This is a genomic window from Blautia hominis (genome assembly GCA_002270465.1).
Lineage (GTDB): Bacteria > Bacillota > Clostridia > Lachnospirales > Lachnospiraceae > Blautia > Blautia hominis.
In genome coordinates this window covers 957,874-976,321 of record NQOF01000001.1, presented here as the reverse complement: position 1 = coordinate 976,321, position 18,448 = coordinate 957,874, and the positions used below count along the sequence as shown (strand labels likewise).

General features: G+C 46.6%; 18 protein-coding genes, 1 tRNA gene and 1 pseudogene. 16 read left to right on the top strand and 4 right to left on the bottom strand.

Annotation, left to right across the window (positions count from 1 at the left end; translation table 11 throughout):
* Positions 1 to 59: 59 nt before the first annotated feature.
* Positions 60 to 132 (bottom strand) — tRNA-Gly (locus tag CI595_RS04455).
* A gap of 350 nt (positions 133 to 482) precedes the next feature.
* Between CI595_RS04455 and CI595_RS04450 the strand changes: the two genes are divergently transcribed.
* The 12 genes from CI595_RS04450 (at position 483) to CI595_RS04395 (ending at position 12,042) form a co-directional block, all read left to right on the top strand.
* Positions 483 to 1,664: an AAA family ATPase gene (locus CI595_RS04450; RefSeq protein ID WP_095172082.1), complete on the top strand. Its 1,182-nt coding sequence runs from the start codon at positions 483 to 485 to the stop codon at positions 1,662 to 1,664.
* On the top strand, positions 1,661 to 2,383 hold the full coding sequence (locus CI595_RS04445) for a hypothetical protein (protein WP_095172081.1): 723 nt from the start codon (positions 1,661 to 1,663) through the stop codon (positions 2,381 to 2,383). The genes CI595_RS04450 and CI595_RS04445 overlap by 4 nt, the downstream gene beginning before the upstream one ends.
* Before the next feature lie 382 nt (positions 2,384 to 2,765).
* Positions 2,766 to 3,104 carry a cyclic-di-AMP receptor gene (locus tag CI595_RS04440; RefSeq protein WP_018596100.1) on the top strand — a complete coding sequence of 113 codons (339 nt, stop codon included), beginning with the start codon at positions 2,766 to 2,768 and terminating at the stop codon, positions 3,102 to 3,104.
* Positions 3,105 to 3,119: 15 nt separating this feature from the next.
* Positions 3,120 to 3,797 carry a DUF554 domain-containing protein gene (locus CI595_RS04435; RefSeq protein WP_095172080.1) on the top strand — a complete coding sequence of 226 codons (678 nt, stop codon included), beginning with the start codon at positions 3,120 to 3,122 and terminating at the stop codon, positions 3,795 to 3,797.
* Between the two features lie 64 nt (positions 3,798 to 3,861).
* Entirely contained in the window at positions 3,862 to 4,212 is a 351-nt protein-coding gene (locus CI595_RS04430; protein WP_065543076.1) for a cupin domain-containing protein, read from the top strand.
* Between the two features lie 199 nt (positions 4,213 to 4,411).
* Positions 4,412 to 4,798 carry a 4Fe-4S binding protein gene (locus tag CI595_RS04425; protein WP_026255561.1) on the top strand — a complete coding sequence of 129 codons (387 nt, stop codon included), beginning with the start codon at positions 4,412 to 4,414 and terminating at the stop codon, positions 4,796 to 4,798.
* A 108-nt stretch (positions 4,799 to 4,906) separates the two neighbouring features.
* Positions 4,907 to 5,821 (top strand): alpha/beta fold hydrolase, encoded by a 915-nt coding sequence (locus tag CI595_RS04420; RefSeq protein ID WP_095172385.1) that lies wholly within the window; start codon positions 4,907 to 4,909, stop codon positions 5,819 to 5,821.
* A 113-nt stretch (positions 5,822 to 5,934) separates the two neighbouring features.
* Complete coding sequence (locus tag CI595_RS04415) at positions 5,935 to 7,182, top strand: BMP family ABC transporter substrate-binding protein (protein ID WP_095172079.1); 1,248 nt, start codon at positions 5,935 to 5,937, stop codon at positions 7,180 to 7,182.
* Positions 7,183 to 7,363: 181 nt separating this feature from the next.
* Complete coding sequence (locus tag CI595_RS04410; protein ID WP_095172078.1) at positions 7,364 to 8,935, top strand: ABC transporter ATP-binding protein; 1,572 nt, start codon at positions 7,364 to 7,366, stop codon at positions 8,933 to 8,935.
* Positions 8,928 to 10,016 (top strand): ABC transporter permease, encoded by a 1,089-nt coding sequence (locus CI595_RS04405; protein WP_095172077.1) that lies wholly within the window; start codon positions 8,928 to 8,930, stop codon positions 10,014 to 10,016. Before CI595_RS04410 ends, CI595_RS04405 begins: the two co-directional genes overlap by 8 nt.
* Entirely contained in the window at positions 10,016 to 10,972 is a 957-nt protein-coding gene (locus CI595_RS04400; protein WP_095172076.1) for an ABC transporter permease, read from the top strand. The genes CI595_RS04405 and CI595_RS04400 overlap by 1 nt, the downstream gene beginning before the upstream one ends.
* A gap of 95 nt (positions 10,973 to 11,067) precedes the next feature.
* Positions 11,068 to 12,042, top strand: a complete 975-nt coding sequence (locus CI595_RS04395) for a biotin--[acetyl-CoA-carboxylase] ligase (RefSeq protein ID WP_095172075.1) — start codon at positions 11,068 to 11,070, stop codon at positions 12,040 to 12,042.
* Between the two features lie 60 nt (positions 12,043 to 12,102).
* On the opposite strand, the gene CI595_RS04390 is transcribed toward CI595_RS04395, so the two are convergent.
* Entirely contained in the window at positions 12,103 to 12,612 is a 510-nt protein-coding gene (locus CI595_RS04390) for a VanZ family protein (protein WP_095172074.1), read from the bottom strand.
* Positions 12,613 to 13,166: 554 nt separating this feature from the next.
* On the opposite strand from CI595_RS04390, the gene CI595_RS04385 reads away from it, so the two are divergent.
* From CI595_RS04385 to CI595_RS04370, 4 genes and pseudogenes are all read left to right on the top strand, one after another.
* Positions 13,167 to 14,525, top strand: coding sequence for a sodium-dependent transporter (locus tag CI595_RS04385; protein WP_095172073.1), 1,359 nt, complete (start codon positions 13,167 to 13,169; stop codon positions 14,523 to 14,525).
* 42 nt (positions 14,526 to 14,567) lie between these two features.
* Positions 14,568 to 14,720 (top strand): annotated as a pseudogene (locus tag CI595_RS04380) (toxin-antitoxin system HicB family antitoxin); the annotation flags it as partial.
* A gap of 196 nt (positions 14,721 to 14,916) precedes the next feature.
* On the top strand, positions 14,917 to 15,768 hold the full coding sequence (gene thyA / locus CI595_RS04375; RefSeq protein ID WP_095172072.1) for a thymidylate synthase: 852 nt from the start codon (positions 14,917 to 14,919) through the stop codon (positions 15,766 to 15,768).
* Between the two features lie 26 nt (positions 15,769 to 15,794).
* A complete protein-coding gene (locus tag CI595_RS04370; RefSeq protein WP_095172071.1) occupies positions 15,795 to 16,289 on the top strand; it encodes a dihydrofolate reductase in 495 nt (164 codons plus the stop codon).
* Positions 16,290 to 16,352: 63 nt separating this feature from the next.
* Here the strand turns inward: CI595_RS04370 and CI595_RS04365 are convergent, their stop codons facing one another.
* Positions 16,353 to 17,234 carry a LysR family transcriptional regulator gene (locus CI595_RS04365; RefSeq protein WP_095172070.1) on the bottom strand — a complete coding sequence of 294 codons (882 nt, stop codon included), beginning with the start codon at positions 17,232 to 17,234 and terminating at the stop codon, positions 16,353 to 16,355.
* Positions 17,235 to 17,241: 7 nt separating this feature from the next.
* A complete protein-coding gene (locus CI595_RS04360; protein ID WP_095172069.1) occupies positions 17,242 to 18,267 on the bottom strand; it encodes a branched-chain amino acid aminotransferase in 1,026 nt (341 codons plus the stop codon).
* Between the last annotated feature and the right edge of the window lie 181 nt (positions 18,268 to 18,448).

The following is an 18,448-nucleotide window of genomic DNA, read 5'->3' as shown; positions in this document are numbered from 1 at the left end:
GCAGAACGAAAAAGGACGGGCATCTTTGAAAGATGTCCGTCCTTTTGACAAAAAAATAGAGCGCGAGACGGGACTCGAACCCGCGGCCTCGACCTTGGCAAGGTCGCGCTCCACCAACTGAGCCACTCGCGCATGTCTTAACGACAAGACATAATATACTATACCTTTCGCCAAATGTCAACACGTTTTTAGAAAAAAATTTAAAAATTTTCCAGAAAAATTTGCTGACCAGCAACAGTTCGGTATGGGACGCTCAGGCAGTGCATGAGGCAGTTCACTTATTTCTGTGGACAGTATGAAAAAGACAGTTTAGTAGTGAACGCAATTCTAAGAGGACACCTTCAAAGAGAGAGGAAGGAGAACTGAAGCGAAGAAGGCACTTATTACGCAAGTTTGTCAAATTAGATATGAATAAATTAGTGGAAAATGGCTATATTTAATTTATGACATATGATATAATTTTCGCAGAAAGGGGCGATAAGATGAACATAAAAGAGATTAGTTTTGGAAATTTCAAATCACTATACAATACTTCCTTTGAACCGGGAAAAGTGAATGTATTCGTAGGCGCAAATGGTTCCGGAAAATCAACAATTCTTGAAGCTATCGGTTTATTGAGTGCAGCCATGACCGATCGTGTGGATGCCAGCAGCTTGCAGAGAAAAGGCGTGAGATTAAGTGCATCTTCCCTATATAAGTCGAGTTTTAGAGGATTGAGAGCAAAGCCGACCATTGATTTATCGCTGGAATGGGAAGATGAGGAGCGGGCTGATACATTCAGGTATGATGTACATTTGACAACCCCAACGGATACTGATTATTGGAAGTACCATTCAGAAGCCTTTTTACAAAATGGTGAAAAAAAATGGGGGAGAAGTAACGCTTCTCAAAACCAAGCAAACAATTATATTGGTTTTTTCTTGATAGATGAAAATCCGGAGTTGATAAAGGGCAGAGAAATTGCAAAGTTTTTTTCTAATTATGGTATTTTTCAGCCGAATACATTGACATTGCGTGGGACGGTTCCTGATCCAAATCAGATGACACCGATAGGATTAAATGGGGGCAGGCTGGCAGAAGCTCTTCAAGATATCATTAAGGTACAGGATGGAGATATTCGTTTCGGCTCTATTTATATGGATGATGTGTTAGAGATGATAGACTGGGCATCTGGTATTACTATTGATATACCGAAAAAGACAAGCATTAACTCCAATATTCCAACGACAAGACAAATTATAGAATTCAGTGACCGCTTTATGAAGAACACTGCTAAATTTACTGGTTACGATGCCAGTGAGGGGGCTTTATATTTGCTCTTCATGCTCTGCCTTGCCATGCATCCGCAGGCTCCGTCCATATTTGCCATAGACAGCTTTGATCATGCATTAAATCCACGGCTGGCTAAAAAAATCACGCAGGTATTCTGCGAAGAGGTTATAAAAAATAATAAGCATGTATTCCTGACTACACATAATCCACTTGTACTGGACGGACTTGATTTAAGAAAGGATGATATTCGTCTATTTGCTGTTGACAGAGATAAAAATGGTTATGCCCAGATTAATAGAATTCAAGTGTCAGATGAACTCATCAAGGAGGGACAACCTTTGTCCAGGCTTTGGATTAATGGAAGGCTTGGAGGTGTACCGGAGCTGATATGAGGAATATAGGAATTGTCTGTGAAGGGCCAACGGATTATATATTATTGAAAGGAATCGTAGATCTGATTACTGGAGAAGATAATCATTATTTGGCATTACAGCCAGAAGATAATCTGACCGGAGAATATGGGAATGGCTGGAAAGGCGTCTGGAAATGGTGTACCGATCATTCTGGGATATTGGAAAGTTTTATGAAAGATATTACACCCAAATTAGATATGATCATTGTCCAGATGGATGGTGATGTTTCAAGAAAAGAAAAAGAAGTCCATTGTTTATGCGAGCAGACGGTGTGTAAACGGAAAGGTAAAATCAATCCGCTGGTTTGTGAGGATATTAAGAAAAATGATTGTCCGGTGAAACTGCCTTGCGGAACACATGAAGAAAGCGTTCAGGGGTACATAGAGCATTTAACCCAATTAATATATTCATGGCTGAATTATGAAGAGGGGATATGTATTGTAATACCTTGCGATAGTACAGATGCATGGGTGGCGGCTGCCTATGATGATCTGACGGATGTTGAGATGATCGAAGATCCGTGGGGGGCGATAATTTCAAAAGGAAAGGCTTACCATGGAGTTCGGATACCGGGGCATAAAAAGGGGCTGCGTATTTACAGGCAGTTTGTAGAACAAGTATGTGATAATTGGGAGAATGTAAAAAGACTTTGCAGCAGTGCCAAACAGTTTGAAAATAAAGTAAAAGCAGATAATTAGATGAAGACCATTTTTGGTATTGAGAGAGCGTTTGGGGACGGCTTTTACGGAAAAGAAGGGATAAAAAAGGAGGGCCGGGCTTTTTGAAAGCCCGGCGTATGAAAAAGAAAATTTTTATATAAAGGTGATTGCCTTTCTATGTATCTAATACTAAACCACAAATGTGATGAAACTGTGGTGAAATATTAAAAGAATTGTGAATGGAATTTGAATGTTTTGTGAAAGGGACTGATTGCAAGAAGAATTATACAAAATAATTTACCATTATGCTCAATTTATGCTATAATAGACGAAAAGCTGGTCAGACGCCTCAGGCGCCTGGGATTTCATAAGAGGTCGGGCGGCGGGTAAAGAGCAGCACTGCATTAGGAGGTGCTTCATTATGAAAATGATATTTGCAATCGTGCACAAAGAAGATGAAGGATTCGTGGTAGAACGTCTGAATAAGGAACGCATCAGTGTGACAAAACTTGCCAGCACAGGCGGATTTTTGAGAAAAGGAAATGCCACGCTGATGATAGGTACTGAGGACGACAAAGTGGAAATGGTGCTCCAGGTCATCAAGGAGGAGTGTTCCAGGAGAAAAGAGATGCTCATCAACCCAACCTACTCGGCTGGAACAAAAGGCCCGGTACTGGGATATTCCGCGCCGCCGGTCACCATTGATGTGGGCGGGGCCACCGTATTTATCGTGAATGTGGAACAATATCTGAAACTGTAAAGGCGGATACAAGAGATGATAGGAACACTGGTAAACTGCGCAACTATTTTGACTGGAAGTTTTATCGGCAGCAGACTGAAAAAGGGAATCAGGGAAGAACATCAGGAGATCATGATGCAGGCTATGGGGCTGGCAGCCACTGCGCTTGGGATCAATGCCATAGTCAAGTATATGCCCCAGAGTGAATACCCGGTCCTGTTTATTGTGAGTCTTGCTCTCGGCGGGCTTCTTGGAGAGAAGATACATCTGGAGGACAGGTTTAAAAAGTTTGTCACCGGCTTTTCCAATGGGAACCTGGCTCAGGGGTTGTCCACAGCGATACTGCTGTTCTGCGTGGGCACGCTGTCTATTCTGGGTCCCATGGAGAGCGCTTTGAAAGGGGACAATACTTACCTGTTTACCAATGCCATGCTGGATTTTGTGACATCTTCCGTACTGGCATCCACGTTTGGATTTGGAATTGCGCTGGCTGCTATCGTTTTATTTTTCTGGCAGGGATTTTTCTACTGCCTGGCGCTGCTGCTTTCAGGGGTTATGAGCCCGGCGATCATGGCAGAGATCTCTATCATCGGAGGTATCCTGATCTTCAGTTCAGGCCTCAGCATTTTGGGGATCAAGAATTTCAGAACCATGAATATGCTGCCGGCATTTCTGGTTCCGGCAGTGTTCTTTATCGTCAGATCATTTTTATAAACAGAAGATCCATACCCATTTTACCGGGAGGATAGGATACGACAGAAGAAAGGGGATTGACATCGTGGTCAGAAAGACAAATGTAGTGGCACAGCAGAATGTGCGGGGCGGAGAGGGAACCGTGGAGTTCCATCACATCCTGAAGGAGGAAGAGCTTTACGGACATGGAAAGTTATATGCCAAAGTAGTGTTAAAGCCTCACAGCTCCATCGGCATGCATCAGCATGTGGGCAATACAGAGCCTTATTTTGTGCTGAAAGGAACCGGGGTTTTCGTGGACAATGACGGCAGCCGCACAGAGGTGCATTCCGGGGATGTATGTGTCATTGAACCGGGACAGAGCCACAGCATGGAGAACAACACAGACGAAGATTTTGAAATGATGGCGCTGATCTACAATGAGGCAGCAAAATAACCGAAACAAATTTTAGGAGGGGAAACCCCTCTGACAAAATATGACAAAAAGGGCGTTTCTACGTGGGTGGAAATGTCCTTTTTTGTAAAATCCACTTGTGAAACATAATATATAATGTTAAAATTATCACATAAGCATATGCTTGTGTATGTTTCTAAATACATACAAAAATTTCAGGAAAAAAGCGGAGGAATTCAAGATGAAGAAACTGAAAGTGACCAAAGGCGCAAAGTGTATGGCATGTCTGGAGTGTGTAAGAGCCTGTTCAACAAGCTTTTATAAGGAGTTTGACCCGGACAAATCCTGTATCCAGATCATTGACAAAAAGGGCGATGCAAAACCAATGGTCTGCGTACAGTGCGGAAAATGCGCAGAAGCCTGTCCGGAGGGCGCGATCACACAGAATGCAAAGGGTGTTTACATGATCAGCAAGAAAAAATGTACCGGATGCGGCAAATGTGTTGAGGCATGTCCTTTCCATGTAATGGTAAAAGCAGAGGATTCACCTACAAGCAGCAAATGTATCGCTTGCGGTATCTGTGCGAAAGCATGTCCGATGGACGTACTGGAAGTTGTAGAAGGCTAAGCATATGTAAGGAGGCTGCCGCAGTTACCGTGCGGCAGCCTTTTGGGTTTTGGAGGATTGAACATTGGCGGCAGGCGGGACCCGCTGCCTGGAAAAGGGGGTTTTTGCATGGTACACGGCACAGCGGTACTGAAATCAGAATACGACGGACTGGGTCTGTCTGTCTTGTGGGTAGTGCCCAAAGAGGGAAGTAAGGGCGTGGTACAGATTTCCCACGGTATGAGCGAGAATAAGGAGAGGTATCTGCCGTTTATGGAATATCTGGCAGAGAGGGGATACCTCTGTGTGATCCATGACCACCGGGGGCATGGGAAAAGTGTACATAATCAGGAAGAACTGGGATATCTCTACGGCGGAAAGAATAAAGCCATGGTGGAAGACCTGCATCAGATCACTTTGTGGATCAAGGAAATATTCCAGGATCTGCCGGTGTATCTGCTGGGGCACAGCATGGGTACCCTGGTAGCCAGGAATTACCTGAAATATTTTGACAATGAAGTGGAAAAACTGATCCTTACCGGGCCGCCCTGCCAGAATCCGGCGGTGGATCTGGGGCTTCTCATTGCCAGGATGCAGAAACAGAAAAAGGGAGGCCGTTACCACAGTAAACTGCTGGAGACCATGTCCTTCGGTTCCTTTGCCAGCCGTTTTGCAGGGGAGAAGAGCCGCTTTGCCTGGATCTGTTCAGATGAGGAAGTGGTGAAGGCGTATGAGCAGTCCCCTCTGTGCGGTTTTACTTTTACGGCGGATGGGTTTGAAGGGCTTTTGATGCTGCTCAAAGAGACATATAGTAAAGAAGGCTGGAGACTGCAGAACCCGGAGCTGCCTATTTTGTTTCTGGGAGGCCAGGACGACCCCTGTATCGGAAACGGAAGAAAATTTGTCAAGGAGCTTCAGTATATGAAACAGGTGGGGTATCGCCATGTGACAGGAAAGCTTTATCCCGGGATGCGCCATGAAATTTTGAACGAGAAAAACAAATTGACAGTTTTTCAAAATATTTATCAATATCTGGAAAAATAAGGTGATTATTTTGAAATTATCTCCAACATGCCGGTTGAAAAACAAAAAAGATAATGTTATAGTTAATTTGTATTCATAAAAGAAGTACAAGGGTTATCAAAAGGAGGATGAGCATGAAAAAGAAAATTTTAGGTATCGTATTGTCTCTGACAATGGTCGGCGCAATGCTGGCAGGCTGCGGACAGCAGCAGGGAGCGGAAGACAAGAAGGAAGAAACCAAAAAAGAAGAAACTAAGACAGAAGATACCAATACGGACAATGCGGACGATGCGGACAAGCAGGATGACAAAGCAGATGAAAGCAAGACGGAAGGCACCGGCAAGTTTGCACCTGTTGCCAAAGAAGACCTGAAGGTTGGTGTTATCCATATTTCTGACCCGGCAGAGGGTTCCGGATACACATATACACACGACCAGGGTATTGTGGAAATGCAGAAAGAACTGGGACTGGAAGACAGCCAGATCATCCGCAAGAACAATATTCCGGATACAGATCCTACAAAGACGGAACAGGCTATCAGAGAATGTATAGAGGATGGATGCCAGATCATTTTTGCCACCAGCTTTAACTACATGGATACCTGTGAACAGCTTGCCCAGGAATTCCCGGATGTGATCTTCTCTCACGGCACAGGATATAAGTCCAATGACACAAACTTCAACAACTATTTCGGAAGAATTTATCAGGCCAGATATTTATCCGGTATTGTTGCCGGTATGAAGACAGAGAGCAACAAGATTGGTTATGTTGCAGCTATGGGTTCTGAGAACTCTGAGGTTACCGGCGGTATTGATGCTTTTGCCATCGGTGTTGCGGAAGTAAACCCGGATGCGGAAATCCACGTAAAAGTTACGAACAGCTGGTTCTCCCCCACAGAGGAGACCAATGCGGCAAAAGCTTTGATCGCAGCAGGCTGTGATGTGATCGGACAGCACTGTGATACACCGAATCCCCAGACAGAGGCAGAATCAGCAGGCGTATGGGGCGTTGGTTATAACTCAGATATGAGCAAGGATGCTCCGGCAGCAACACTTACCTCTGTTATCTGGAACTGGGGTGTATATTATACACAGGCCGTACAGAAAGTGATTGACGGAACATGGACACCGGAAATCTATTTCGGCGGCATGGATGACGGTCTTGTAGATATCACACCGATCAATGAGGAACTGTGCGCACCGGGAACCAAAGAAAAAGTGGAAGAGGCCAGAAGAAAGATCATGGAAGAAGGCTTCAATGTATTTGACGGTGTCCTGGAGACAAACGACGGCAAAGTAGTAGGAACAGAAGGCGGTACACTGGATGATGCAACCATCACCGGAGGCATCAACTGGTATTACAAGAATGTAGTTGTTGACTAAGGATAACGGATCAGCCGGGCCCGGCATTTACTGAGCTGGTTGTATAATTACCATCAATAGTTCTTGTTTAGAGAAAAAAACAAAGAGGGAATATAAAATGTAAAAAATCATTTTGTATTCCCTCTTTTCTTATGATACAATTATTCTGTATGTTTGTGTCTAAAATTGTAACGGATGGAGTATGCGTTACCAAAACAGAAAGAAACGAGAGGTGACACAGTTGGCTTTAGACAAGGTAGAGAATGCCATTGAGCTGAGAGGTATCACAAAGACATTTGGCAGTGTTGTGGCGAATGACCATATTGACCTGGATGTCAGAAGAGGAGAGATCCTTGCACTTCTGGGTGAGAACGGTTCCGGAAAGACCACATTGATGAATATGATTTCAGGCATTTACCACCCGGATGAGGGAAGTATCCAAGTAAATGGCAGGGAAGTAGTGATCAATTCCCCTATGGATGCAAAAAAGCTGGGGATCGGCATGATCCATCAGCATTTTAAACTGGTGGATGTGTTTTCTGCCATGGACAATGTGGTGATCGGTGCAGAGGGAAAGAGGATCAAGCCAAAGGAGCTGAAGGAGAAAATCCTGGAGCTGACCCAGAAGTTTGGCCTTGAGGTCGACCCGGAGAAGAAAATATACAATATGTCTGTCAGCGAGAAACAGACCGTGGAAATTTTAAAGGTACTGTACAGAAATGCCGACATATTGATCCTGGATGAACCCACAGCGGTGCTCACGCCCCAGGAAACACAGAAGCTCTTTGCTATCCTGAGAAGAATGAAAGAGCAGGGAAGCGCCATTATCATCATCACCCACAAACTGAATGAGGTTATGGAGATCAGTGACCGGGTGACTATTCTGAGAAAAGGCAGAAGTATTGATACGGTAAATACAGCAGAAACCAACGAAAAGCAGCTTACTGAACTGATGGTTGGCCGCCCGGTGGTTCTGGAGATAGACCGCCCTAAGTGTGAAAATGTACACACAAGGTTAAAAGTGGTGGATCTTTCCGTAAAAAAATCAGATGGGACCACTGCGCTGAAAGATTTGTCTTTTGAAATAAAAGCAGGAGAGATCCTGGGTGTGGCAGGCATTGCTGGCAGCGGGCAGAAAGAGCTGTGCGAAGCCATTGCGGGTCTTCTGCCTGTGGAGACGGGAGCGATCCTGCACAACAAAGAGAATATTATAGGAAAGACACCTAAGCAGATCAACAATCTGGGCATCAGTCTTGGCTTTGTCCCGGAGGACAGGCTGGGCATGGGGCTTGTAGCCTCCATGGGCATGGTGGACAACATGCTTCTGAAGTCCTATGACAAGGCGAAGGGAATCTTTGTGGACAGAAAGCCCGCCAAAAAGCTGGCGGAGGAACTGGTGGAGCGCCTGGAGATCATGACGCCCAATGTGGAGACCCCTGTGCGGCTGCTCTCCGGCGGTAATGTACAGAAGGTTCTGCTGGGAAGGGAGATTGAATCAGAGCCGTCAGTTTTGATCACAGCCTATCCGGTGAGAGGCCTGGATATTAATTCTTCCTACACGATTTATGATTTGCTGAATGAGCAGAAGAAGAAGGGGGTAGCCGTTATGTTCATCGGCGAGGACCTGGATGTGCTGCTGGAGATTTCAGACAGGATCATGGTGCTCTGCCATGGAGAGGTGACGGGTATCGTGGATGCCGCGTCAGTCACAAAAGAAGAACTGGGACTTATGATGACAGGATCAAAAAGGGAAGGGGTGAAGGCTGATGGATGAGACAAGGAAGAAAGAGCCTCTGATTCGTGTGGAGAAGAGAAAAGAGCGACCCGCAAAGCAGGTACGGCTGCTGCGTCTGGCTTCTGTACTGCTTGCCATTGTAGCCGGCGGCCTCTTTATCCTCTGTATCGGGTATAATCCGTTTTCTGTATATGCAACCATTGTGTCAGGCGCATTCCGAAGCAGCATGGCATTCCAGGCCACCATTAAGGTGATGGTGCCGCTGCTCATACCGGCGCTGGGGCTTACCCTGGCGTTTAAGATGCGTTTCTGGAATATAGGAGCTGAGGGACAGATCATCATGGGGGCGGTGTTTGCCACTTTTTTTGCTCTGTTCTGCTGGGATTTCCCGCACTGGCTTCTCATGATCTGCATGTTTTTAGCGGGTATGCTGGGCGGTGCCCTTTGGGGTATCATTCCTGCATTCTTTAAAGCAAAATTTGGCACCAATGAGACACTTTTTACACTGATGCTGAACTATATCGCGCTGTATCTCATCTCCTTTTTAAGAGACGGCCCGTGGCAGGACCCCAATTCCTCAGGTTTTCCCAAGATTGCACGGTTTGGGGAGAATGCGCAGCTTGATAAACTGTTCGGCGTGCATGTGGGATGGCTGATTGGGCTTGTGCTGGTAGTGATTGTGTACATCTATCTGAAATATACAAAACAGGGATATGAGATCAGTGTGGTAGGCGAGAGCCGTGCTACAGCCCAGTACGCGGGTATGAATTATAAGAAGATCGTACTGCGCACCATGGCTTTCTCAGGTGCCATCTGCGGTATTGCGGGTATGGTGCAGGCCAGCGGTTCTGATCTGACACTCACCACATCTGTGGCGGGCGGCGTGGGATTCACGGCTATTATTGTGGCATGGCTGGCACAGCTTAACCCGGTGGGGATCTTGGTGGTATCTTTCTTATTCAGTGTGCTGGAAAAGGGGAGTACGGTCATGCAGTCCTCCTATGGACTGTCCGCCTACTCTGCTGACGTGCTGCAGGGGATCATCCTGTTTTTTGTACTTGGATGCGAATTCTTTGTCAGATACCGGTTTGTTACCCGTAAGAAGGGAGGTAAGGCGTAATGGATTTTTTTACTAACTTTTTTGTGGCGGCGGTCCTTGCCGGTACTCCGCTTTTATTCGGGATCTTGGGTGAGATCATCAACGAAAAATCAGGCCATCTGAATCTGGGTGTGGAAGGTATGATGTCCATCGGTGCATGCGCGGGATTTATGATGGGGTATAAGACGGATAATCTGCTTCTGGCCCTGATCGCCGCATTTGCGGCCGGTATGCTGGGAGCCCTTATCTATGCAGTGCTCACGGTAACGTTTATGGCAGACCAGAACGTTACGGGTCTGACCCTGACTATTTTCGGTATTGGACTGAGTAACTTCTTCGGTGATTTTGTCAGGGAAAAGACAGGGGCAACCTCCCTGAAACTGCCCGCAGGCATTCTGGACAGCCTTGGTAAGGTGGAGATTCCGGTGCTGTCTGATATCCCGGTGCTGGGAAAATTGTTTTTTAACTATAATATATTTGTCTATCTTGGAATTGCGGCTGCCATACTGTGCGGTATTTATCTGCACAGGACAAAAGCCGGCCTGAATATCCGTGCGGTGGGTGAAAATCCCGCGGCTGCAGATGCGGCAGGCCTTCCGGTAACAAGACTGAAATATATCAATCTGATGCTGGGCGGAGGGATCTGCGGTATTGGCGGTGCGTACTGTTCCATGATCATCTGTAACGGCGTATGGATCAGCAACTGTGTAAACGGTCTCGGGTGGATCGCCGTGGCGCTTGTTATCTTTGCTACCTGGAATCCGAACAAGGCTGTCTTTGCAGCGCTGGTGTTCGGGGCATTCAGTGTATTGAAATACTATGTGCCAAAATCAGTCATCAAGATACCGGACTCCATTTTTGATATGGTGCCGTTCTTTATGACCATACTTGTGCTGATCGTCACATCCATCCGTTCTTCCAAGGAGAATTCCCAGCCGCAGTCCTGCGGTGTGAATTATTTCCGTGAGGAGAGATAAGGATTCACAAGAGAAAAGCCAGATTCCCGGCGGGAGCCTGGCTTTTCGTGAATATGCAGGATAGAGTCAATGATCAGTGGATAGGAGGCAGGAATATGTCAACAAAATCAGAGCTTCTGAAGCTGCTTGAAAGTCACAGGGGAGAATATCTGTCCGGGGAGGAACTGGCGTTAAGGCTTGGATACTCCAGAACAGCGGTGTGGAAGGCCATGAAGAGCCTCCGTGAGGAAGGATACAGGATCACCGCCGTGAATAACAGGGGATATGCCCTTGAGACGGATAATGATATTCTGTCTGTGGAAGCAGTGAAAATGCATCTGGAACACCCGGATGTGTTTATGCAGGTGGAAAAGGAGATTTCCTCCACCAACCAGTATCTGAAAAAAAGAGGGATTGAGGAAAACCTTCCCCACGGTTCTTTTGTGGCAGCAGAGGCCCAGACAGAGGGGAAGGGCAGGCGTGGCCGCAGCTTTTACTCGCCTGCGGGCAGCGGCCTTTATTTAAGTGTACTGATGCGGCCAAAGAGAACCGCCCAGGAGAGTCTGACACTTACGGCAGCGGCAGCTGTTGCTGTCTGCCGGGCCGTGGAGCAGGTCTGCGGTGTGTCCCTGGGAATCAAATGGGTCAATGATCTGTATCTGGGAGAACGGAAAGTCTGCGGGATCCTCACGGAGGCTGTCACGGATTTTGAGACCGGGGACATTGAGCTGGTGATCGTGGGGATTGGTCTGAATCTTCGTATGCCGGCCGGCGGTTTTCCGAAGGAATTATCCGGTACCGCTGGGGCTGTACTGGAAGGGGATGCGTATGTAGACAGGAACCTGCTGACTGCAGGAATCATCAATTATCTGCTTGAGGAGGCAGAAAAGGAGGGGATTCCGGGGGAATACATTTCCAGAAATATTGTGCCCGGCAGACGAGTCCGGGTGGCATACGGGACGCAGGTGAGAAGTGTGGAGGCGGAAAAGATTTTGCCGGACGGCAGGCTTCTGATCAAAAACGAACAGGGGGAGGAGGAGGTCCTTCCCTGCGGAGATGTCTCTCTGAATCTCCATGAAGACAGGCAGTGATCAAAAAACAGATGTAAACCGCAGAAATGCCTCTGCTAAAAGAGCAGAAGCATTTCTTTGTCAGCGGCAGCGCCTGTTTTTCTTTCTGTTTCGGCGAAGAGCATTCCAGCAGACGAACTGCACAAGGAAAATACCTGCGAATGCACCGATGCTGTCTATCATCACATCCCTTTTGGAAGGGCCTCTTCCGGCTACAAAGGACTGATGAAACTCATCCGTGCAGGCAAATCCCACACTTATGAGTCCGGCAAAAAGAATCAGTAAAATTCCGCGCAGTCCGTACACATAAAGAGGGAAGGAGACGCAGACAGCCAGCACAAAGTATTCGGTCATGTGTGCCAGTTTCCTGACGGGGGTGTGGATCTTGTCTGTGTAGTAGGAAATCTGTTCTTCGCTCATATTTTTATTGAGTATCTTATCGGCAGTTACGATGACCTTGTGGCTGACTTTATAACTGAGATTGCCGGATTCCGTTCCCGTCTGGCCGGAAAAAGAAAAGATCATGTACATGACCAGAAGGGCCGGGAGAAAGGAAAAGGGCTTCAGCAGCAGTATGAAAAATTTCTTCATATTTGATTCCTCATTTGTATTTATAAATTTTTGGTTACCTTCTGGTGACTATATCACGTTTTGGGGGCAGTGTAAAGGACAGGACTTGGACAGAGCTGGGTAAAAGCAGCGGTAATTTGGCAAAATATCCGGATTTTTTACAAATTATAAAATTTTCGGAAAAACCGTTTGACAAGGAAAAAGAACAGTTTTATACTTATAATAAATAAAAAGAAAAAGGCAGAGAAAAGAAGAGTACGTTCTGCAGACTGGCAAAGAGAGCTTCGGTTGGTGAGAAGGAGCGCAGCAGGCGGAATGGAAGATGGTCTTGGAGCCGCGTACCGACTACGGAAGTATAGGCTACGATGGGAGCGCCCATTACAGCGCCAGAGTATAAGGAAATTTACTGAGTGGTTTGGATTTCCCGTACTTGCAAAGGTCTGCATCGTGAGGTGCGGATAAATCAAGGTGGTACCGCGAAGCGTAATGCTCTCGTCCTGATTGTGTATACAATTAAGGATGGGGGCTTTTTTTTACCACTTTATACTTTTTTATTGCCGGAAAAGGAGGAGATCATGAGTAAACAGACACAGGAAACAGGAGGAGCGCCCAAATGGTCGGGCAGCTTCGGATTTATTATGGCAGCAGCAGGGTCTGCTGTGGGAATGGGAAATTTATGGCGTTTTCCAATGCTTGTGGGGGAGAGCGGGGGCGGTGCCTTTGTTCTTGTGTACCTCATCTGCATTTTTCTGGTGGGGATTCCGCTGATCATTGCTGAGATCAGTATTGGCCGCGCAGGAGGAAAAGATGCATTTGGAAGCTATAAAGCCCTGAACTCCAAATGGGGCGGGGTGGGTATACTGGCTGTGATCACAAGTTTTATCGGACTTTCTTATTACGCTGTTCTGGGCGGCTGGGTCATCCGGTATATTTTTGTTTCTGTTACAGGACTGCCAAAGAGCAGTGAAGCGTTTTTTACATCATTCACAGGGAATACAGGAAGCCAGATCATCTATTATCTGGTATTTATGGTCATAACTGTGGCAATCGTTGTGATGGGAATTCAGAAAGGGATTGAAAAATCATGTAAGATCATGATGCCTCTTCTGATTGTCTGCCTGATCGTCATTGTCATACGTTCCTGTACGCTTCCCGGCGCAGGGGAAGGCATTAAGTTCTTCCTGAAACCGGACTTCTCCAAACTGACACCGGGAGCTTTCCTGTCAGCACTGGGACAGGTGTTCTTCTCCCTGTCACTGGGAACCGGAGCTACTATTACATACGGGGCATATCTGGGCAAGAACCAGAATATACCTAAGAGTGCCGTAAGTATTGCATTTTTCGACACCATGGTGGCTATGATCGCAGGATTTGCCATTCTTCCGGCTGTATTTGCCTTTGGCTTTTCACCCACAAGCGGACCGAGCCTGATGTTCCAGACCCTTCCCGCAGTGTTTGACGAGATGACGGGAGGAAAGATTTTTGGCGTTGTATTCTTTGTGTTAGTGCTTTTTGCAGCGGTCTCCACCAGCATTGCGTTTTTGGAGGTAGTGGTTTCCTTTGCTGTGAATACCTTTAAAGTCGGCCGCGCAAAGGCTTCTGTGATCTCCGCTGTGCTGATCACCTGCCTGGGTATTCCATGTGCCCTGAGCTTTGGAATCTGGAGTGACATCAAGATCGCAGGAAAGACCTTCTTTGACCTGGGAGATTACCTGGTGTCCAATGTGTCTCTGCCAATCGGCGGAATCCTGGCCTGTATCTTTATCGGCTGGGTGTGGAAGAGCAAAAACGCAGAGAAGGAAGTCACGAATGAAGGGAAAATCAGCTTTAAGCTGGTTTCTGTGTGGTCAGTGCTGATCAAATTTGTGCTGCCTGTTGTGATCTTCATTATTTTTGTGACTTCCAATCCTTGGATCATGGATCTGTTTCAGTAAAAAAGAACATTAGCCGCCCGGATGTATGGTATCTGCAAGCGGGATAGTCTGGAAGATTATTCTGGGCAGTTTAAATTGAGAATTCCACGAAGTCTGCACAGATCACTGGCAGAACACTCACAGAGAGAAGGAATCAGTATGAATCAGTACTGCGTATATCTTCTTTCCAGAAATGATGCGGTGTTCTCAAAATAACAGTTGTCAAATATTTTCACGGAAGTTATAATAAAGTGGCTGTATAGAGGCAACATAAAATAAGCAAGCCAAAGTAATATATTTAACAGAGATAAAATAACGGCAGAAACGAGATAAAAAACTAAATAAATATGCTTAGAAATCTCTCCAGACTTGCCGGGCATGGAATAAACAAATAGAAAAGCGAGGACGAGACATGAGTCAGGCAGATCATATTTTTATGGATATGTGCCGTGATATTCTGGAAAACGGCACAGATACAAAGGGCGAGAAGGTTCGTCCAAAATGGGAGGATACCGGGGAAAGTGCTTACACCATCAAACGTTTTGGGGTTGTGAACCGGTATGATTTGAGAAAAGAATTTCCCGCACTGACACTGCGCAGGACTGCTCTCAAAAGCTGCATGGATGAGATCCTCTGGATCTACCAGAAAAAATCCAACAACATCCACGAACTGAAATCTCATATCTGGGATGCCTGGGCGGATGAAAACGGCTCGATCGGAACCTGTTACGGAGATGTGGTGGGGAGAAAGTTCATCTATAAAGGGGAGGAGACCGACCAGATGGATTACGTGCTGCGGCAGTTGAAGGAGAATCCCTACAGCCGCAGGATCATGACAAATCTGTATCAGTTTGAATACCTGAACAGCGGCGCCCTGGATCCCTGCTGCTACAGTATGACTTACAATGTGACAAAGGAGCCGGGGGAGGAGAAGCTTATTTTAAATGGGGTTTTGAACCAGCGTTCCCAGGATATTCTGGCAGCAAATAACTGGAATGTATGCCAGTATTCCATCCTTCTTATGATGGTGGCCCAGGTCAATGACATGATTCCCGGAGAACTGCTGCATGTGATCGCGGATGCCCATATCTATGACCGCCATGTGCCGGCCATCAGGGAGTTGATATCCAGGACACCGTATGCGGCACCTAAGGTATCCCTGAATCCGGAGATAAAGGATTTTTATGAGTTTACCACCAATGATCTAATTGTGGAGGATTATCAGGCTGGGCCGCAGATCAAAAATATACCTATAGCAGTCTGAAAATCGTTAAGCAAAGGAGAGACAAAATGAATATAATCGTAGCGGTAGATAAGAATTGGGGAATCGGCAAAGACAACCGTCTCCTTGTAAGTATTCCGGCTGACATGAAGTTTTTCCGCACAACCACCACAGGCAAGATAGTGGTGATGGGGAGAAAGACGCTGGAGAGTTTTCCGGGAGGACAGCCCCTAAAGAACCGTACAAATATTGTCCTGACCAGGGATGTGAATTATAAAGTAAAAGGTGCTGTGATCGTGCACAGTGTGGACGAACTCATGGAGGAACTGAAAAAGTATGACAGTGAAGATGTCTATGTCATCGGAGGGGACAGTGTTTACAGCGCGCTGCTGGATCACTGTGATACGGCTCATGTGACAAAGATTGATTTTGCCTATGAGGCAGATACCTGGTTTCCGAATCTGGACGAGAGAAAAGACTGGTCAGTGGCAGGGGCCAGTGAGGAGCAGACATATTTTGATCTGGAATACCAATTTGTACAGTATAAAAGGAATAAAGAATAATACCTGCAGTTTTCTGCAGATAAGATATGGCCTCCGGAAGATGGATCTCTTCCGGAGGCCGTGTCAGTTGTGTGGTCCTTTTTGCACAGCATGTATAAAAGTCCGCATGGCCTGCGTCATAGGATGGCTTGCCAGCCGGATGACAGAGACCGGGAGCAGAACGGGAGGGTCCAGCGGTACAAGAGAGAGGTCATGATAACTGAAAACCTCAAAGTTGCTTTTTCCCAGAAGGCTGATCCCTTCCTTTACAGAGACTGCGCTTATAATGGTCTCCGCGCGCCCTGTGCGTAAAATATGTGGTGTGATCTGTGCCTTCCGGAAAAGCTCCATACATTGCTGATAAATGGAAGTATATGGATTCATGAGCAGAAAATCTTCCCCCGCCAGTTCCGTAAGAGTGACGGAAGATTTTTGCGCCAGACAGTGGTCAGCTGGCAGGACTGCTGTCAGCTCATCCTCCGCAAGAGGATAACATCTGTGGACAGAGGCATCCGCCAGGGCATTTCTGGCAAAAACCAGGTCAAAGGTTTCCCGGTACAGGCCATCCATCAGGTCATGTTCCTCCACCTCGCTCAAGGTGAGGCATATTTCGGGATGCGTTTCCCTGAAAGCTTTCAGTTTTTCTGTCAATTGGTACTGGGTCAGGAAAGGAAGGGTCCCCACATGCAGATTCCATTGGCAGGATTCACGGAAGGTATCCATTTTTTTACGCATCGTTCCGTATTGGCTGTCAAGGGTAAGGGCATGTCTGTAAAATTCCCTGCCCGCCTCTGTGAGGACTGCGTTTCTGCGGCTGCGGTCAAACAGCCGGATGTCCAGTTCCTTTTCCAGTTTTATGATCTGTTTTGACAGTGCCGACTGGGAGAGGTTAAGAGATTCGGCGGCATTAAAAAAAGTAGTATGTTCAACAGCTGCGATAAAGCAGCGGATCTGCTCAAATGTCATGGGAGCCTTATTCGATAACCTGGATCCATCCCTCGGGAGCTTCCAGTCTTCCCATTTGGATGCCTGTGAGTGTATCATACAGCTTCTGGGTTACAGGTCCCATCTGTTCCATGCCTGCCGGCAGTACGATCTCTTTGCCGTGGTCTACGATCTTACCCACAGGAGAGATAACGGCAGCTGTGCCGCAGAGTCCGCATTCAGCGAAATCTTTGACTTCTTCCAAGAGAACTTCTCTTTCCTCAACCTTCAGCCCAAGATAATGTTCAGCAACATAGATCAGGGAACGTCTGGTAATGGAGGGCAGGATGCTGCTGGATTTTGGAGTGACTACAGTGTTGTCTTTGGTGACAAACAGGAAGTTGGCACCTCCGGTCTCCTCCACCTTTGTTCTGGTACCTGGGTCCAGATACATATTCTCGTCAAAGCCCTGGTTGTGGGCATCCACGATGGCGTGAAGGCTCATGGCGTAATTAAGGCCTGCTTTGATATGGCCTGTACCGTTTGGTGCAGCCCGGTCAAAATCGCTGACACGGATGGTCAGAGGCTTTACGCCGCCTTTGAAGTAAGGTCCTACAGGGGTGGTGAATACACGGAACTGGTATTCATCGGCAGGTTTCACACCGATGACCGGATTGCTTCCGAACATATAGGGGCGGATATACAGGGTGGCTCCTGAGCCGTAGGGAGGAACATAGGCGGCGTTTGCCTTTACAGTCTCAATCACGGCTTTTATGAAGCGTTCTTTTGAGAATACAGGCATTTCCAGGCGGCGGGCAGAATTTTCCATGCGCTCACCGTTTAAGTCGGGGCGGAAGGTGACAATGCGGCCGTCTTCTGTGGTATAAGCCTTAAGCCCCTCAAAAACTGTCTGCGCATACTGCAGGACACCTGCGCATTCATTGATCGCCACGGTGTCGTCTGTTATCATTGCGCCCTCATCCCAGGCGCCGTCCTTATAATTAGAAACATAGCGGTAGTCGGTTTTCATATATGTAAAACCGAGGTTAGACCAGTCAATGTTCTTCTTTTCCATAGTGAATCCTCCATTCTGCCGATAGATACGGTATGTAATAAAATATTTTTTACCATTATAGAACTTTAATCCGTGAATTGCAAGAGATGCCGCATTGCTTTTTTCTCTTATTTCATATATAATCGTATTCAAACGGAGATGTATATGCAGCAGCTATTAGTTTTTTAAAACTGGAGAGATA

Bases quoted from the DNA above. Each gene is read 5' to 3' on its own strand.
- CI595_RS04415 (WP_095172079.1), top strand. From the start codon at position 5,935: ATGAAAAAGAAAATTTTAGGTATCGTATTGTCTCTGACAATGGTCGGC.
- CI595_RS04395 (WP_095172075.1), top strand. From the start codon at position 11,068: ATGTCAACAAAATCAGAGCTTCTGAAGCTGCTTGAAAGTCACAGGGGA.
- CI595_RS04405 (WP_095172077.1), top strand. From the start codon at position 8,928: ATGGATGAGACAAGGAAGAAAGAGCCTCTGATTCGTGTGGAGAAGAGA.
- CI595_RS04400 (WP_095172076.1), top strand. From the start codon at position 10,016: ATGGATTTTTTTACTAACTTTTTTGTGGCGGCGGTCCTTGCCGGTACT.
- CI595_RS04370 (WP_095172071.1), top strand. From the start codon at position 15,795: ATGAATATAATCGTAGCGGTAGATAAGAATTGGGGAATCGGCAAAGAC.
- CI595_RS04385 (WP_095172073.1), top strand. From the start codon at position 13,167: ATGAGTAAACAGACACAGGAAACAGGAGGAGCGCCCAAATGGTCGGGC.
- CI595_RS04440 (WP_018596100.1), top strand. From the start codon at position 2,766: ATGAAAATGATATTTGCAATCGTGCACAAAGAAGATGAAGGATTCGTG.
- CI595_RS04435 (WP_095172080.1), top strand. From the start codon at position 3,120: ATGATAGGAACACTGGTAAACTGCGCAACTATTTTGACTGGAAGTTTT.
- thyA (WP_095172072.1), top strand. From the start codon at position 14,917: ATGAGTCAGGCAGATCATATTTTTATGGATATGTGCCGTGATATTCTG.
- CI595_RS04445 (WP_095172081.1), top strand. From the start codon at position 1,661: ATGAGGAATATAGGAATTGTCTGTGAAGGGCCAACGGATTATATATTA.
- CI595_RS04360 (WP_095172069.1), bottom strand. From the start codon at position 18,267: ATGGAAAAGAAGAACATTGACTGGTCTAACCTCGGTTTTACATATATG.
- CI595_RS04450 (WP_095172082.1), top strand. From the start codon at position 483: ATGAACATAAAAGAGATTAGTTTTGGAAATTTCAAATCACTATACAAT.
- CI595_RS04410 (WP_095172078.1), top strand. From the start codon at position 7,364: ATGCGTTACCAAAACAGAAAGAAACGAGAGGTGACACAGTTGGCTTTA.
- CI595_RS04390 (WP_095172074.1), bottom strand. From the start codon at position 12,612: ATGAAGAAATTTTTCATACTGCTGCTGAAGCCCTTTTCCTTTCTCCCG.
- CI595_RS04365 (WP_095172070.1), bottom strand. From the start codon at position 17,234: ATGACATTTGAGCAGATCCGCTGCTTTATCGCAGCTGTTGAACATACT.
- CI595_RS04425 (WP_026255561.1), top strand. From the start codon at position 4,412: ATGAAGAAACTGAAAGTGACCAAAGGCGCAAAGTGTATGGCATGTCTG.
- CI595_RS04420 (WP_095172385.1), top strand. From the start codon at position 4,907: ATGGTACACGGCACAGCGGTACTGAAATCAGAATACGACGGACTGGGT.